This is a genomic window from Streptomyces sp. cf386, assembly GCF_900103585.1.
Classification (GTDB): Bacteria; Actinomycetota; Actinomycetes; order Streptomycetales; family Streptomycetaceae; genus Streptomyces.
In genome coordinates, this window is sequence record NZ_FNHV01000014.1 from 75,645 (window position 1) to 91,546 (window position 15,902).

Consider the following 15,902-nt stretch of genomic DNA (forward strand, 5'->3'; position numbering starts at 1 on the left):
TGTTGTGGCCTCATTCGGTGATGGTCGGCGGGACCTCTTCCTCCTCGGAGGCGCTCGGTCCCGGTTCTGCGGTGTACTCCGGTGGCGCGGCGTCAGCTCCGCGTTCCGCGCCCTCGGGGTCCAGGAGGTCGCAGACGACGGTCAGCAGCTGATCCACGTCCACCGGCTTCGGTACGTAGTCGTGGGCGCCCCGCGCGATGGACTTCTCCCGGTCTCCGGGCATGGCCTTCGCGGTCAGCGCGACGATGGGCAGGTCGGCCCAGCGTGGGGTGCGGCGGATGGCGGAGATCGTCTCGTAACCGTCCATCTCCGGCATCATGATGTCCATCAGGACGAGTTCGACGTCCGGGTTGCGCTCCAGTGTCTCGATGCCCTCGCGGCCGTTCTCCGCGTACAGGACCGGCATGCCGACCCGGCCCAGGACGTGGGTGAGCGCGAAGACGTTGCGGATGTCGTCGTCGACGATCAACACCCTTCGGCCGGGCAGCACGCGGCCCGCCCGCCCCGTCTGCCATGCCTCCAGCTTGACCGGGGTCGGCCAGGTCTCGTCCGCGTCGTGGGTGGCCGTGAAGGGCTCCGTGGACAACTGCTCCGGCACCGGCAGCAGACGGTCCTCGGGGACCGGGCCGGTGGCCGCGTGACCGGGGCTGACGACCGGGACGTACAGCGTGAACGTGGAGCCCTCGCCGGGCTCGCTCTCGGCGATGATACGGCCGCCCAGCAGGCCCGCGATCTCCCGGCTGATGGACAGGCCGAGTCCCGTGCCGCCGTACTTGCGGTTGGTGGTGCCGTCGGCCTGCTGGAACGCCTCGAAGATCACCGGGAGCTTCTCCTGCGCGATGCCGATGCCGGTGTCGGACACGGCGAACGCGATCACGTCGTCGCCCTCGCGGACGTAGTGGTGCTCGGGGTCCTTCACCCGGTTCACCCGCAGCTCGACCCGGCCGGTCGCGGTGAACTTGATCGCGTTGGAGAGGAGGTTGCGCAGGATCTGCTGCAGGCGCTGCTCGTCCGAGTACATCTCGCGCGGCACGTCCTCGCCGACCGACACCTCGAAGGCGAGCCCCCGGTCCAGGGTGAGGGGCCGGAATGTGGCGTGGACGTAGTCGAGGAGTTTGATGAGCGGGAGCTTCTTCGGGCGTACGTCCATCCGGCCCGCCTCGATCTTCGACAGGTCCAGGATGTCGTTGATCAGTTGCAGGAGGTCGGAGCCGGAGCGGTGGATCGTCGTCGCGAACTGGACTTCCTGGTCGGAGAGATGGCCGTCGGGGTTGTCCGACAGCAGGCGGGCCAGGATCAGCAGCGAGTTCAGTGGCGTGCGCAGCTCGTGCGACATGTTCGCCAGGAACTCCGACTTGTACTGCGACGACGTCGCCAGGAGGGCCGCCTTCTCCTCCAGTTCCGCGTTCGAGCGCTGCAACTCCGCCTGCTGCATCTGGAGTTCGTCCGAGCGTTCCTGGAGCTGCATGGCCAGGCGCTGGGACTCGCCGAGCAGCGACTCCGTACGGGAGTTGGCGATGATCGTGTTGATGGCGACGGCAATGGTGTTCACGAACTGGTCGAAGAACGCCAGGTGCACATCGGAGAAGCGCGAGAAGGACGCCAGCTCGATCACGCCGAGGAGCTTGTCCTCGAAGAGGATCGGGATGATGACGACGCTGGTGGGGGCCGCCTCGCCGAGCCCACTGTTGATCTTGATGTAGTCCGGCGGGGCCTCCTCGACGAGGATCCGCTTCTTCTCGCTGGCCGCCTGCCGCACCAGGCCGTGCACCGGGAGACCGCCGGTCTCGATCGTCTTGCCCTGCGCCGAGCCGTACCCGGCGATGAACGCGAGTCCCTTCGCCGGAACGGCGGCCCGCAGCGAGGCGCCCTCCTCGTCCGGGTCGGCCAGGAAGAACGCGCCGTACTGGGCGTTCACCAGCGGGGTCAGCTCGCGCAGCAGCAGGTCGGCGACCTCCATCAGGTCGCGGTGGCCCTGCATCAGGGCGGCGAGGCGGGCCAGGTTGGACTCCAGCCAGTCCTTGGCGCGGGTCGTCTCGCGCAGGTTGGCCACCATCAGGTTGATGTTGTCCTTCAGCTCGGCGACCTCGCCCCGCGTCTCGACCGTGATCGAGCGGGACATGTCGCCCTGGGCCACGGCGGAGGCTACCTCTGCGATCGCGCGGACCTGGGTGGTCAGGTTCGACGCGAGTTCGTTCACGTTCGTCGTCAGGCGCTTCCAGGTGCCGTACACGCCCTCCACCCGTGCCTGGCCGCCGAGTTGGCCCTCGGAGCCGACCTCGCGGGCCACGCGGGTGACCTCGGAGGAGAAGGAGGACAGGGTGTCGACCATCGTGTTGATGGCGGTCTTCAGCTCCAGGATCTCGCCGCGCGCGTCCACGTCGATCTTCTTGGACAGGTCGCCGTTGGCGACGGCCGTGGTGACCTGGGCGATGTTCCGCACCTGGGAAGTCAGGTTGTCGGCCATGTAGTTGACGTTGTCCGTCAGGTCCCGCCAGACCCCGGAGACGCCCAGCACCTGCGCCCGCCCGCCGAGCCGGCCGTCGGTGCCGACCTCGCGGGCCACGCGGGTGACCTCGTCGGCGAAGGCGCGCAGCTGCTGCACCATCGTGTTGACGGTGTCCTTCAGTTCGAGGATCTCGCCGCGTGCGTCGACGGTGATCTTCTTCGACAGGTCGCCGTTGGCCACGGCCGTCGTCACCTGGGCGATGTTGCGGACCTGCGAGGTCAGGTTCAGCGCCATGAAGTTGACGTTGTCGGTGAGGTCTTTCCATACGCCGCTGACGCCCCGGACCTGGGCCTGACCGCCGAGGTTTCCTTCGGTGCCGACCTCGCGGGCGACGCGGGTGACCTCGTCGGCGAAGGCGGAGAGCTGGTCCACCATCGTGTTGATGGTCGACTTGAGTTCGAGGATCTCGCCCTTCGCCTCCACCGTGATCTTCTTGCCGAGGTCGCCCTGCGCCACGGCCGTGGACACGAGGGCGATGTTGCGGACCTGGGAGGTCAGGTTGTCCGCCATGAAGTTGACGTTGTCGGTGAGGTCTTTCCATACGCCGCTGACGCCGCGCACCTGGGCCCGGCCGCCGAGGTTTCCTTCGGTGCCGACCTCGCGGGCGACGCGGGTGACCTCGTCGGCGAAGGCGGACAGCTGGTCCACCATCGTGTTGATGGTCGACTTCAGTTCGAGGATCTCGCCCTGGGCGTCGACGGTGATCTTCTGGCTCAGGTCGCCGTTGGCGACGGCGGTGGTGACCTGGGCGATGTTGCGGACCTGGGAGGTCAGGTTCGACGCCATGAAGTTGACGTTGTCGGTGAGGTCCTTCCATACGCCGCTGACGCCGCGCACCTGGGCCCGCCCGCCCAGCTGCCCTTCCGTGCCGACCTCGCGGGCGACGCGGGTGACCTCGTCGGCGAAGGCGGACAGCTGGTCCACCATCGTGTTGACGGTCAGCTTGAGTTCGAGCAGCTCGCCGGTCGCCTCGACGGTGACCGTACGGGTCAGGTCGCCGCGGGCCACGGCCGTGGTCACCAGGGCGATGTCGCGCACCTGAGCCGTCAGCCGGGACGCCATCGTGTTGACCGCCTCGGTCACGTCCCGCCAACTGCCCGACAGACCCGTCACCTTGGCCCGGCCGCCGAGCCGGCCCTCGGTGCCGACCTCGCGGGCGACCCGGGTCACCTCACCGGTGAACAGGGAGAGCTGATCGACCATCTTGTTCACGGCCCGGCCCAGGCGGCGCAGGTCACCGCGTAACTGGCGGCTGCCGTCGTGCAGATCGACGCGCTGGGTGAGGTCACCGCCGGCCACCGCGTCCAGCACGCGCGTCGCGTTCGCCGCCGGGGCCACCAGGGCGTCGAGCACGTGGTTGACGTCGTTGACGCGGGTCGTCCAGTCGCCCTGGCCCGGGCTCGCCGAGAGCCGCTCGTCGAGCCTGCCGTGCCGTACCAACTCCCGTTTGACCCGCTGCACTTCGCCGTTGAAGTGCATGCTCCGGTCCATGATCTGGTTGAAGGCCGCCGTCAGTTCGGCCACCACTCCCTCGCCGGTCTCCGGGAGCCGGCGGAAGTCGCCGTCGCGCGCCGCGGTCATCGCGGCGAGCAGCGGGCGCAGTTCCGATGCTCGAATTTGACCGTCTTTATGTCCGTCTTCGAGCACACGCGTAGCACGGTTCTCACTCATGGCGGCCCACTTCGGTAACTCGGTGCTTATGGGCGTGGCCAGTCTGTCACTCTGTCGGCGTCGACTGAGGTGTATTCGTCCGAACCGCTCGGGGAGCTGTCCATGGGGGCCATTCCGGTGCAACGGGAAACCGTTACCCGTGCCTCTGATGCGCCTGCGCCTGCGCCTGCGCCAGAGGGCGCGCGCCCGCGCGCGGGCCGCGACATCCACCCGTGCCCCGAAACCCGCACCACCCTCCCCGGCACCCCTCTCTCCCCGGGCTTCGCCCGCTCCCTCGTGCGCGCAGCCCTCACCGAATGGGCCACCTCGGGGCTCCCCGGCACCGAGCGCGTCAGCGACCGTCTCGTCGACGACGCCGTCGTGGCCGTCAGCGAACTGGTCACCAATGCCGTCGTGCACGCCGGCACCGATGTCGAGCTCACCTGCCGGCTGGAGGAGGACACCGGCGCCCTCCTCGTCGAGGTACTGGACCACCACCCCTCGCGCGCCCCGCGCGACGGCGAGGTCGACGCGCCGTACGAGACACCGGAGTACGGCCGCGGCCTGCGGCTGGTGTCCCGGCTCGCCGAGTCCTGGGGGGTCACCTACCGCACCGGCGCCAAGACCGTGTGGGCCCGGCTGCCCGCCGAGGATCCCGTGGCGGGCAGGGACGACATCGAGACATACGCCGAGGAGCGTGCGCTGGAGCGCGAGTTGCGCGTCGCCGAGATCCTCGCGCCGGAGCCGCCCCCGCTCACGACCTCGTCCCAGCTCTCCGCTTCATCCCCGCTCTCGGCCTCGCTGGACCAAGGAGACCCCTGCGAGCCGGTGTACCCGGCGTACCCGGCATACCCCCATCGCCCCGAGCGGGAACGGGACTGGCTCAACCGGGGCGCCCTGTCCTTCCTCGCCGAGGCATCCGACCTGCTCGCCGGGCAGCTCGACGAGAACCTGGTCGCCGCGCTCGCCGGCCAACTGATCGTGCCGCGGCTCGCGGACTGGTGCGCAGTGTGGCTGGAGGACGAGGTCGCCGGGCGCTGGGGATACCCCCGGTCCGACGAGGGCGGGGGCGGGGCCGGCAGGCCGCTGGACGGCGCCGCGGGTGCCGGGCCCAAGCTCGCCCGCGTCTGGCACGGCTCCGAGAGCCTCATCGAGGAGCTCCGCCGCGCCCTGGAGAAGGAGCCGCCGCAGCCGTCCGACCACCATCGCACCGGCCCCGTCGGCTATCCGTGGCCCGCGGAGGCGCTCGGCGAGCGCGGGATCCGCGGGACGGCGCTCGCGTACCGCCTGATCGCCGGTGGCCGCCCGCTGGGCACGCTGGTCATCGGGCGGGCCGGCCTCGACCGCTTCCCCGACGAGGTCACCGGGCTCGTGGAGGACCTCAGCCGCCGGGTGGCCCTCGCCATCGGCGCGGCCCGCCAGTACGCCCGGCAGGCCACCATCAGCCGGGTGCTGCAGCGCGGGCTGCTGCCCGGCGCGGTCGCGGAGATCCCCGGCGTGGCCAGCGCCCTGGTGTACGAGCCGTGCGACAAGGGCGGCCCGAGCGGTGACTTCTACGACCTCTTCCCGGCCGGCGACGGCCGCTGGTGCTTCGCCATCGGCGACGTCCAGGGCAAGGGCCCGGAGGCGGCCGTGGTGATCGGCATCGCCCGCCCCTGGCTGCGGCTCCTCGCCCGCGAGGGCTACCGGGTCGCCGACGTCCTCGACCGCCTCAACCAGCTCCTCCTCGACGACGCCACGGAAGCCGCCGACGCCGCCGCCCGCGCGCTGGTGGGCCCGGTCGTCCCCGGCGACGACCCGCAGACCCGCTTCCTGTCTCTGCTGTACGGGGAACTGACCCCCTTCGACGGCGGTATCCGCTGCACCCTCGCCTCCGCCGGTCATCCCCTGCCGCTCCTCCTCGGCGCGGGCGGCGAGGTCCACACGGCCGCTCAGCCGCAGACCCTGCTCGGGGTCGTCGAGGACGCGACGTACACCAGCGAGACCTTCGAGCTGCGCTCCGGCGACACCCTGCTGTGCGTGACCGACGGGGTGACCGAGCGGCGCAGCGGCTCCCGCCAGTTCGACGACGGCGACGGCCTCGCGACCGCGCTCGCCGGGTGCACGGGACTGAACGCCCAGCTGATCGCGGAACGGATCCGCAGGCTGGTGCACGAGTTCGGCGGCCAGCCTCCGGAGGACGATCTGGCGTTGCTGGTGCTCCAGGCCGAATAGCCGGGGGCAACCGGTGGGCCCGAGCAACCGGCGGGGTACGGGACAATGGAACCCATGCCCTCCGCACTCCCCGACGGCGAGCCCGTTCCCGACGACGGCGCGCTCCCCGCGTCCGCGCTCGTCGGGTCCGCCGACCGCCCCCTCGGCTTCTACCTGCACGTCCCGTACTGCGCGACCCGCTGCGGCTACTGCGACTTCAACACCTACACGGCGACCGAGCTGCGCGGCACGGGCGGGGTGCTGGCGTCCCGCGACAACTACGCCGAGACGCTGGTCGACGAGGTCCGGCTGGCCCGCAAGGTCCTCGGCGACGACCCGCGCGAGGTCCGTACGGTCTTCGTGGGCGGCGGTACGCCGACGCTGCTGGCCGCCGACGATCTCGTACGGATGCTGGGGGCGATCCGCGACGAGTTCGGACTGGCGCCGGACGCGGAGATCACCACGGAGGCGAACCCGGAGTCGGTCGACCCGGCCTACCTGGCCACCCTCCGGCAGGGCGGCTTCAACCGGATCTCCTTCGGCATGCAGAGCGCGCGGCAGCATGTGCTGAAGGTCCTGGACCGCACGCACACACCGGGGCGCCCGGAGGCCTGCGTCGCGGAGGCCCGCGCGGCGGGCTTCGAGCACGTCAACCTGGACCTGATCTACGGCACGCCGGGCGAGTCGGACGACGACTGGCGGGCCTCGCTGGAGGCGGCGCTGGGTGCCGGGCCGGATCACGTCAGCGCGTACGCCCTGATCGTCGAGGAGGGCACCCAGCTGGCCCGTCGGATCCGCCGGGGCGAGGTCCCGATGACGGACGACGACGTCCATGCGGACCGGTACCTGATCGCCGAGGAGACGCTCACGGCGGCCGGTTTCGACTGGTACGAGGTGTCCAACTGGGCGACCTCCGAGGCCGCCCGCTGCCTGCACAACGAGCTGTACTGGCGGGGCGCCGACTGGTGGGGAGCCGGTCCCGGCGCCCACAGCCACGTGGGCGGTGTGCGCTGGTGGAACGTGAAGCACCCCGGGGCCTACGCGGCGGCTCTGGCGGCGGGGCGGTCGCCGGGGGCCGGGCGCGAGCTGCTGTCGGAGGAGGACCGCAGGGTGGAGCGGATCCTGCTGGAGCTCAGGCTGCTGGAGGGGGCACCGCTGGAGCTGCTGCGGGAGGACGGCCTGAGGGCCTCCCGCCGCGCCCTGTCGGACGGACTTCTGCAGCAGGAGCCGTATGACGAAGGACGCGCGGTACTGACGCTGCGGGGGCGGCTGCTGGCCGACGCGGTGGTGCGGGACCTGGTGGACTGAGGGACGTGACGGCTCTACGCCGGAGCCGTCACGAAGTCGATCAGTTCCTCCACCCGCCCCAGCAACTCCGGCTCCAGGTCCTTGTAGGACCCCACCCGCTGCAGAATCGCCTGCCACACCGCCCCGGTGTTCTCCGACGGCCACCCCAGCGCCCGGCACACCCCCGTCTTCCAGTCCTGTCCGCGCGGTACGCGAGGCCACCCCGCGATCCCCAGCGACGACGGCTTCACCGCCTCCCAGATGTCGATGTACGGGTGGCCCACGACCAGCGCGTGCTCGCTCGTCACCGACTCGGCGATGCGCCACTCCTTGGTGCCGGGGACCAGGTGGTCCACCAGCACCCCCAGTCGTGCGTCCGGCCCGGGCGCGAAGTCGGCGACGATCGACGGGAGGTCGTCCACGCCCTCCAGGTACTCCACGACAACGCCCTCGATGCGCAGGTCGTCGCCCCAGACCTTCTCGACCAGCTCGGCGTCGTGGCGGCCCTCGACGTAGATACGGCCGGCTCGGGCCACGCGCGCGCGTGCCTGCGGGACGGCGACCGAACCGGAGGCCGTGCGGGCGGGACGTACCGGAGCCGAGGAGGTCGGCCGGACCAGGGTCACCACCTTGCCCTCCAGCAGGAACCCGCGCGGCTCCAGCGGAAACACCCGGTGCTTGCCGAAGCGGTCCTCCAGGGTCACCGTGCCCGCCTCACAGCGGATCACCGCACCGCAGAAACCCGTGCCCGCCTCCTCGACGACCAGGCCCGGGTCGGCGGGTACCTCCGCCACCGGCTTGGGCTTCTTCCAGGGCGGAGTCAGGTCCGGCGAGTACTGGCGCATTCGGATGACGATAGGAGAAAGACTGGGCCGGGTGGAGTACGGATCACCGCGACACGCCGAAACGGGCCGCGAGGGCGTCGCGCTGGCGTCGTACGAACGCCGCGTCCACCACCGCTCCGTGACCGGGCACGTACAGTGCGTCCTCGCCGCCCAGCTCCAGCAGGCGGTCCAGGGCCGCCGGCCAGTGGGACGGTACGGCGTCGGGGCCGGCCTGGGGTTCGCCGGACTCCTCCACCAGGTCACCGCAGAAGACCACCTCGGGATCGCCCGGCACGAGCACCACCAGGTCGTGGGCGGTGTGGGCCGGGCCCACGTTCGCCAGCAGGACCTGGTGGCCGCCGTCCAGGTCGAGGGTCCACTCGCCGCTCACCTGGTGGTGGGGGTGGACCAGCGCGTCCGCGGCCTCCTCCGCCGCGGCGGCGTCCAGGCCGTGGCGGACCGCGTCCCCGCGCAGCTCGTCGCGCGCGTGCCGTCCGTCGAGGACCGTGTCCATGCCCACCGCGGCGTACACCTCCGCACCCGCGAACGCCGCCGCCCCGAAGACATGGTCGAAGTGGGGATGCGTCAGCGCGAGATGAGTCACACGGTGACCGGCGAGCCACTGTGCCTGGGTGCGCAGCCGCACGCCCTCCCCGAGGCTCGACCCCGCGTCGACGATCAACGCCGTCCCGTCCCCGACGACCAGCCCCACCGTGCAGTCCCACCCCGGAAGCCGGCACCGCCCGACCCCGGCCGCCAGCCGCTCCCACCCCAGCTCTTCCCAAGTCACCGTCATACCGCGACGCTAGCCAAGACACCTCCGTCCAGCACGGCGGTGCCGGACCGGCCTTGCCCGGGGCGTACCCCACCGCCGTACACTGGGCCGGGGACGGCTGGCACTCGGACGGACAGAGTGCCAGGCAAGGTGCCAAAGGGAACGACTGGAGGTGTGCGCGAGATGCTGAGTGAACGCAGGCTCCAGGTGTTGCGCGCCATCGTCCAGGACTATGTCGGGACCGAGGAGCCGGTGGGGTCGAAGGCCCTGACCGAGCGGCACAACCTCGGCGTCTCCCCGGCGACCATTCGCAACGACATGGCAGCCCTGGAGGACGACGGGTTCATCGCCCAGCCGCACACCAGCGCCGGGCGCATCCCCACCGACAAGGGCTACCGGCTGTTCGTCGACAAGCTCGCCGGCGTCAAGCCGATGACCCCGCCGGAGCGGCGCGCCATCCAGAACTTCCTGGACGGCGCCGTCGATCTGGACGACGTCGTGGCGCGGACCGTGCGGCTGCTCGCGCAGCTCACGCGGCAGGTCGCCGTCGTGCAGTACCCGTCGCTGACCCGGTCCACCGTCCGGCACGTCGAGTTGCTCTCGCTCGCACCCGCGCGCGTGATGCTCGTGCTGATCACGGACACCGGGCGGGTCGAGCAGCGGATGGTCGACTGCCCGGCGCCCTTCGGCGAGGCCTCGCTCGCGGATCTACGCGCGCGGCTCAACAGCAGGGTCGCGGGGCGGCGCTTCACCGATGTGCCGACGCTCGTCGAGGACCTTCCCGAGGCCTTCGACGTAGAGGACCGCGGCACCGTCTCGACCGTGCTCTCCACCCTCCTGGAGACGCTCGTCGAGGAGAACGAGGAGCGGCTGATGATCGGCGGCACCGCCAATCTCACCCGCTTCGGACATGACTTCCCCCTCACCATCCGGCCGGTCCTGGAGGCACTGGAGGAGCAGGTCGTGCTCCTCAAGTTGCTTGGCGAGGCCGGGGATTCGGGCATGACCGTACGCATCGGTCACGAGAACGCCTATGAGGGACTCAACTCCACGTCCGTCGTGTCGGTCGGCTACGGTTCGGGCGGCGAGGCAGTCGCCAAGCTCGGCGTGGTCGGACCGACCCGCATGGATTACCCGGGAACGATGGGAGCGGTACGCGCAGTGGCACGTTACGTCGGACAGATCCTGGCGGAGTCGTAAGTGGCCACGGACTACTACGCCGTGCTCGGCGTGCGTCGCGACGCGTCGCAGGAAGAGATCAAGAAGGCCTTCCGGCGGCTCGCCCGCGAGCTGCACCCGGACGTCAACCCCGATCCGAAGACCCAGGAGCGGTTCAAGGAGATCAACGCCGCTTACGAGGTGTTGTCGGACCCGCAGAAGAAGCAGGTCTACGACCTAGGCGGCGACCCCCTGTCCCAGGCGGGCGGCGCGGGCGCGGGCGGCTTCGGCGCGGGCGGCTTCGGGAACTTCTCGGACATCATGGACGCGTTCTTCGGTACGGCGTCCCAGCGCGGTCCGCGCTCGCGCACCCGGCGCGGCCAGGACGCGATGATCCGGCTGGAGGTCGAGCTCGACGAGGCGGCCTTCGGTACGACGAAGGACATCCAGGTCGACACCGCGGTCGTCTGCAACACCTGCAACGGCGAGGGGGCCGCCCCCGGCACCTCCGCTCAGACGTGTGACATGTGCCGCGGTCGCGGTGAGGTGTCCCAGGTCACCCGGTCCTTCCTGGGCCAGGTCATGACGTCCCGTCCCTGCCCGCAGTGCCAGGGGTTCGGAACGGTCGTTCCCACGCCGTGCCCCGAGTGCGCGGGCGACGGCCGGGTACGGTCCCGTCGGACCCTCACGGTCAAGATCCCGGCCGGTGTCGACAACGGCACGCGGATCCAGCTCGCCGGTGAGGGCGAGGTCGGGCCGGGCGGCGGTCCCGCCGGTGACCTGTACGTCGAGATCCACGAGCTGCCGCACTCCACCTTCCAGCGGCGCGGCGACGACCTGCACTGCACGGTGACGATCCCGATGACCGCGGCGTCCCTCGGTACGAAGGTGCCGCTGGAGACGCTGGACGGTCTTGAGGAGGTCGACATCCGGCCGGGTACCCAGTCCGGGCAGTCGATTCCGCTGCACGGGCGGGGCGTGACGCATCTGCGCGGCGGCGGGCGGGGCGACCTGATCGTCCACGTCGAGGTGCAGACGCCCAGCAAGCTGGATCCGGAGCAGGAGCGGTTGCTGCGGGAGCTGGCCAAGCTGCGCGGTGAGGAGCGGCCGCAGGGGCAGTTCCAGCCGGGGCAGCAGGGGCTGTTCTCCCGGCTGAAGGACGCGTTCAACGGTCGCTGACCCGGTGGTCCGGCCCCGCCCCGTGCATGGGGCAGGGCCGATTCGGACTTGTTCGGGGGACGTGACAACATGCCGTCATGTCCTCCGCACTGACCGATCTCTTCCCCCATCCGATCGTGCAGGCCCCCATGGCGGGCGGCGTCTCCGTGCCGCATCTCGCCCAGGCCGTGTCCGAGGCGGGTGGGCTCGGGTTCCTTGCCGCCGGGTACAAGACCGCCGACGGGATGTACCAGGAGATCAAGCAGCTGCGAGGGCTGACCACGAAGCCCTTCGGGGTCAACCTCTTCATGCCGCAGCCCGAGTACGCCGACAAGGCCGCCGTCGACGTCTACGCGCACCAGCTGGCCGGCGAGGCCGCCTGGTACGACACCGAGCTGGGTGACCCGGACAGCGGGCGGGACGACGGGTACGAGGCCAAGCTGGCCGTGCTGCTCGACAACCCGGTGCCCGTCGTCTCCTTCCACTTCGGCGTCCCCAGCAGCGAGGTGCTGGAGTCCCTCCGGCGTGCCGGGACCTTCACCCTCGTCACCGCCACCACCCCCGACGAGGCCCTCGCCGTGGAGCGGGCCGGCGCCGACGCGGTGATCGCGCAGGGCGTCGAGGCGGGCGGCCATCAGGGGACGCATCGCGACAACCCCGAGACCGACGGCACCAGCATCGGACTGCTGTCGCTGATCGCGCAGTTCCGTGAGGCCGTCGGCCTGCCCATCGTCGCAGCGGGCGGCATCATGCGCGGTAGCCAGATCGCCGCCGCCCTGGCCGCCGGCGCCTCAGCCGCCCAGCTGGGGACCGCCTTCCTCGCCACCCCGGAGTCCGGCGCCAACGCCCTGCACAAGCAGGCGCTGACCAACCCCCTGTTCGTCCGCACCGAGCTGACGCGCGCCTTCTCCGGTCGCCCGGCCCGCGGCCTCGTCAACCGCTTCCTGCGAGAGCACGGGCCGTATGCCCCCGCCGCCTACCCCGAGGTCCACCACCTCACCTCGCCCGTGCGCAAGAAGGCCGCCTCCTCCGGCGACCCGCAGGGCATGGCGCTGTGGGCGGGGCAGGGGCACCGGATGGCACGTGAGATGCCCGCCGGGCAGCTGGTGGAGGTGCTGGTCGCCGAGTTGGACGCCGCGGCGACAGCGTTGTCGGGCGGAGGGATCCGATGACCGCGCCGGTGTTCGTGGTCGACTCCCTGGAGGGCGTGGGCCCCGGCTCGATCATCGACGTGACGGGCGCGGAGGGACGGCACGCCGTCTCCGTACGCCGGCTGCAGTCCGGCGAGGACGTGGTGCTCACCGACGGGCGGGGCCGGGGCGCGGCCGGGGTCGTTCTCAGCGCGTCGGGCAAGGACCATCTGGTCGTCGAGCCCTTCGAGTTCCCGGTCGAGCCCGAGCCCAGCCCCCGGATCACCGTCGTCCAGGCCCTCCCCAAGGGCGACCGCGGTGAGCTGGCGGTCGAGACGATGACCGAGACCGGCGTGGACGCGGTCGTGCCCTGGTCGGCCGCCCGCTGCATCACCCAGTGGAAGGGCGACCGCGGCCTCAAGGCGCTCGCCAAGTGGCGTGCCACGGCCCGCGAGGCCGGCAAGCAGTCCAGGCGTCTGCGCTTTCCCGAGGTCGCGGACGCGGCGACGACCAAGCAGGTGGCCGCCCTTCTCGCCAAGGCCGACTTCGCCGCCGTACTGCACGAGGAACGCGACTACGGCAGCGAGCCGCTCGCGACCGCCGAACTGCCCGCCGAGGGCGAGATCGTGCTCGTCGTCGGGCCCGAAGGCGGCGTGTCCCCCGAGGAGTTGGCCCTCTTCGAGGAGGCGGGCGCCAAGGCGTACCGTCTGGGCCGTACCGTCCTGCGCACCTCCACCGCCGGAACCGCGGCGACGGCACTGCTCCTCGGTCGTACCGGCCGCTGGTCCTGAACCGGGAGGGACGTTCGCCGTGGAACTCGCCCAAGTACGGCTGCTGGTCAGCGACTTCGCCGCCTGTTACCGCTTCTACGCCGAGGTCCTGGGGCTGAAGCCGCAGTCGGGCGCGGTGAACGGGCCGTACGAGAAGTTCAGTCCCGCCGTAGGCTCGGCGGGCATCGCGCTTCAGGACCGCGCCCTGATGGCCGAGGTCCTCGGCGAGCTCGGCGACGCCCCCGCCGGCCACCGCTCCCTGGTCGTCCTGCGGGTGGACGACCTGGATGCCTACTGCGCGCAGATCACCTCCCGCGGCGCGACCCTGCTGCACGGCCCCGCCCCCATGACCGACCGGATGCGGGTCGCCCACCTCAAGGACCCGGAGGGGAACCTGGTGGAACTGCAGGAGTGGCTGCTGCTGCGCGGCTGAGGACGGCGTCGAACAGCTCCCAGCCGTCCAACTCCGCGGTCCCCGGCAGGAGTCCGCGGGCGGTCGCCTCGTCGACGATTCCGCGTACGACACCGGGTTCGCGCAGGTTGAGCAGCTTCCCGGGCCCGGTCGCCACACATCCGACGTAGCTGTAGCCGCCGGAGATGGCCTGGCCCCTTCCCTCCCGGAAGACGACGCGGGTGCGCACACCGTCGAGGGTCAGGTGGAGGACCTCACGGCAGGCTTCCGCGTCCCCATGCTGGTGCCGGACACTCCAGAGGTACGTCGTCCGCTCGTCCACGACGAGCCTGCGCAGTCGGCGATCGGATCGCATCCGGCCACGCTACGGCGCCGGGCACCGCCCGGTCTCCGGGTTTTTCGCCGGGACCAGCTGGACGTCCTCGCGGCGCACCGCGAAGGACTCCTGGACCTTGCCGTTGTTGCGGGCCGGGTCCCACAGCCAGATCCACTCGCCGGACGTGCCGAAGGACACCACAGGACGGCCGGTGGCGACCGGGCCGTTCTCCACCGCCACGGGCTTGCCGGCATCCACCGGGCGCAGGCACATGAAGTGGCCGTAGATGCCGAAGTAGTCGGGCGGCTGGATGCCCTGCCGGGCGGCGTTCTCGGCGTCCCGGCCCGCCGCGCTCGCCGCCTTGCCGATGCCCAGGGCGACCGCGCCCAGGGCGTAGACCGCGACGATCAGCGTCGCCAGGACGACGGCGAAGAAGCGGCCGTTGGCGTCCCGCCCCAAGTGGAAGTGGCGCAGCCAGCCCACGATCGCCACGACGAACAGCGCGCTGCCCAGTGCGAGGCCCATCGGCTCGGCGGCCACCAGATACGTGCCGAGGCGCGGTGCGGGCACCGCCTCCAAGCGGATGTCGAAGCGGTCCAGGTACGCGTCGTGCATCTGCCCGCCCAGCCAGCCCACCATCGACCACAGCACCGGCACGGACAGCGGCACCAGCCAGGCGGCGTGCCGGATGAAGATGGTGCGGCGCAGGGCGAGGACCACCCCCGCGCCGGTGGAGGCGCCGACGGCGAGCACCAGCGCGCTCGCCCACAGCACCCGGGGCACGGTGTCGTGGCCCACCAGGGCCCCGAAGGCGGCCAGCGCCGTGGTGCCGGCGACTCCCGCGGCCCACTGGACGCCGGGCCCGCGGGTCCGCGTCTCCTTGAGAGTGCGGCCCAGCGGCAGGGCCCCCGCCGGACTGAGCAGCGCGGGCAGCAGCTTCCAGGCCCCGTCGGCCCAGACGACGTACATCCCGCAGACGACGGCGAGGACGACGCCGGCCACTCCCTCCGCCAGCCAGGCCAGCCGGACCCGGCGCTCGTGCGGGGTCTCGTCGCGGGGCGGGTCCGCGTCCGAGTGGCCCGGCACCCGCAGCCCGTGCGCCTCGGCGTCGAAGGGACGGCCGCCCAGCGGACGCGCCGCCAGCTCGGCCGCCGCCTCCTCCCGGGAGCGCGGGCCCGCCGGCACGGTCACGGCACGCTGCTCGTCCGCCCCGCCCAACCGGATCCACAGCCGCCCCAGCGTCGGCAGCGCGCGGTGCACGTAGTACGTCGTCCGGGCCGGCCGCTCGTGCTCGACCAGGGCCGCGTCCCGCACCCACGCGCCCAACTCGGCTTGCTGGGCGAGCCGTTCCACCTCCAGAGTGGCCGTGCGCAGGGCGCCGAGGCGGGCTCCGTGCAGCCGGACCTCGACGACGAGCGTGCTGCGATGCGCACCGGCGGGTGCCGCCTCGTCGTCCTCCGCCGGACGCACGGTCCAGCCGCGCTCCTCGAACAGGGCGGTCACATACGCCACTTCATCCGGATGGGCGACCACGTCGACGAGCATCCGCACCCGGCGCCGGCGCGGTGGCGCGGGCGGCCCCTCCGCCGGGGCCGTCGGCCCGTCCGCGCCGAACCGGTCGGCGTCGTCCGAGGTGCGCGGCGCGGGCAGGGTGCGGGCGGGGATCCGCGAGGGGGCCAACGGTCCTCCGGGCAGGGGCGGTCGGGCGGGTCGGGGCGGG

The 15,902-nt window shown here is 71.7% G+C and carries 12 protein-coding genes; 7 read left to right on the forward strand and 5 right to left on the reverse strand.

Going from position 1 to position 15,902, the window contains the following annotated elements; genetic code table 11:
- Positions 1-10 precede the first annotated feature (10 nt).
- The gene (locus BLU79_RS31705; RefSeq protein WP_371131978.1) at positions 11-4,090 is read right to left on the reverse strand and encodes a HAMP domain-containing protein; all 4,080 of its coding nucleotides are present in this window, start codon (positions 4,088-4,090) and stop codon (positions 11-13) included.
- Positions 4,091-4,282: 192 nt separating this feature from the next.
- On the opposite strand from BLU79_RS31705, the gene BLU79_RS31710 reads away from it, so the two are divergent.
- Together BLU79_RS31710 and hemW are read left to right on the forward strand one after the other, a co-directional pair.
- The gene (locus BLU79_RS31710; protein ID WP_177001252.1) at positions 4,283-6,373 is read left to right on the forward strand and encodes a SpoIIE family protein phosphatase; all 2,091 of its coding nucleotides are present in this window, start codon (positions 4,283-4,285) and stop codon (positions 6,371-6,373) included.
- A 54-nt stretch (positions 6,374-6,427) separates the two neighbouring features.
- Positions 6,428-7,660, forward strand: a complete 1,233-nt coding sequence (hemW, locus tag BLU79_RS31715; RefSeq protein WP_093909409.1) for a radical SAM family heme chaperone HemW — start codon at positions 6,428-6,430, stop codon at positions 7,658-7,660.
- Positions 7,661-7,674: 14 nt separating this feature from the next.
- On the opposite strand, the gene BLU79_RS31720 is transcribed toward hemW, so the two are convergent.
- The gene (locus BLU79_RS31720; RefSeq protein ID WP_093909410.1) at positions 7,675-8,484 is read right to left on the reverse strand and encodes a DUF3097 domain-containing protein; all 810 of its coding nucleotides are present in this window, start codon (positions 8,482-8,484) and stop codon (positions 7,675-7,677) included.
- Positions 8,485-8,527: 43 nt separating this feature from the next.
- A complete protein-coding gene (locus BLU79_RS31725) occupies positions 8,528-9,259 on the reverse strand; it encodes an MBL fold metallo-hydrolase (protein ID WP_093909411.1) in 732 nt (243 codons plus the stop codon).
- A gap of 162 nt (positions 9,260-9,421) precedes the next feature.
- Here BLU79_RS31725 and hrcA point away from each other — a divergent pair, with 162 nt between their 5' ends.
- The 5 genes from hrcA to BLU79_RS31750 all read left to right on the forward strand — a co-directional run bounded on the left by hrcA (position 9,422) and on the right by BLU79_RS31750 (position 13,887).
- Positions 9,422-10,438, forward strand: coding sequence for a heat-inducible transcriptional repressor HrcA (gene hrcA / locus BLU79_RS31730; RefSeq protein ID WP_093909569.1), 1,017 nt, complete (start codon positions 9,422-9,424; stop codon positions 10,436-10,438).
- Positions 10,439-11,575 (forward strand): molecular chaperone DnaJ, encoded by a 1,137-nt coding sequence (gene dnaJ / locus BLU79_RS31735; RefSeq protein WP_093909412.1) that lies wholly within the window; start codon positions 10,439-10,441, stop codon positions 11,573-11,575. It abuts the gene before it with no gap.
- A 77-nt stretch (positions 11,576-11,652) separates the two neighbouring features.
- Complete coding sequence (locus tag BLU79_RS31740; RefSeq protein WP_093909413.1) at positions 11,653-12,726, forward strand: nitronate monooxygenase; 1,074 nt, start codon at positions 11,653-11,655, stop codon at positions 12,724-12,726.
- The gene (locus BLU79_RS31745; protein ID WP_093909414.1) at positions 12,723-13,475 is read left to right on the forward strand and encodes a 16S rRNA (uracil(1498)-N(3))-methyltransferase; all 753 of its coding nucleotides are present in this window, start codon (positions 12,723-12,725) and stop codon (positions 13,473-13,475) included. The genes BLU79_RS31740 and BLU79_RS31745 overlap by 4 nt, the downstream gene beginning before the upstream one ends.
- Before the next feature lie 19 nt (positions 13,476-13,494).
- The gene (locus BLU79_RS31750) at positions 13,495-13,887 is read left to right on the forward strand and encodes a VOC family protein (protein ID WP_093909415.1); all 393 of its coding nucleotides are present in this window, start codon (positions 13,495-13,497) and stop codon (positions 13,885-13,887) included.
- Here the strand turns inward: BLU79_RS31750 and BLU79_RS31755 are convergent.
- On the reverse strand, positions 13,829-14,221 hold the full coding sequence (locus tag BLU79_RS31755; RefSeq protein WP_093909416.1) for a hypothetical protein: 393 nt from the start codon (positions 14,219-14,221) through the stop codon (positions 13,829-13,831). The genes BLU79_RS31750 and BLU79_RS31755 overlap by 59 nt on opposite strands.
- 9 nt (positions 14,222-14,230) lie before the next feature.
- A complete protein-coding gene (locus BLU79_RS31760; protein WP_093909417.1) occupies positions 14,231-15,862 on the reverse strand; it encodes a hypothetical protein in 1,632 nt (543 codons plus the stop codon).
- Positions 15,863-15,902 lie beyond the last annotated feature (40 nt).

Excerpts from the sequence above, each read along its gene's own strand:
- BLU79_RS31705 (WP_371131978.1), bottom strand. The coding sequence starts at position 4,090 with ATGACCGCGGCGCGCGACGGCGACTTCCGCCGGCTCCCGGAGACCGGC.
- BLU79_RS31710 (WP_177001252.1), top strand. The coding sequence starts at position 4,283 with ATGGGGGCCATTCCGGTGCAACGGGAAACCGTTACCCGTGCCTCTGAT.
- hemW (WP_093909409.1), top strand. The coding sequence starts at position 6,428 with ATGCCCTCCGCACTCCCCGACGGCGAGCCCGTTCCCGACGACGGCGCG.
- BLU79_RS31720 (WP_093909410.1), bottom strand. The coding sequence starts at position 8,484 with ATGCGCCAGTACTCGCCGGACCTGACTCCGCCCTGGAAGAAGCCCAAG.
- BLU79_RS31725 (WP_093909411.1), bottom strand. The coding sequence starts at position 9,259 with ATGACGGTGACTTGGGAAGAGCTGGGGTGGGAGCGGCTGGCGGCCGGG.
- hrcA (WP_093909569.1), top strand. The coding sequence starts at position 9,422 with ATGCTGAGTGAACGCAGGCTCCAGGTGTTGCGCGCCATCGTCCAGGAC.
- BLU79_RS31740 (WP_093909413.1), top strand. The coding sequence starts at position 11,653 with ATGTCCTCCGCACTGACCGATCTCTTCCCCCATCCGATCGTGCAGGCC.
- BLU79_RS31745 (WP_093909414.1), top strand. The coding sequence starts at position 12,723 with ATGACCGCGCCGGTGTTCGTGGTCGACTCCCTGGAGGGCGTGGGCCCC.
- BLU79_RS31755 (WP_093909416.1), bottom strand. The coding sequence starts at position 14,221 with ATGCGATCCGATCGCCGACTGCGCAGGCTCGTCGTGGACGAGCGGACG.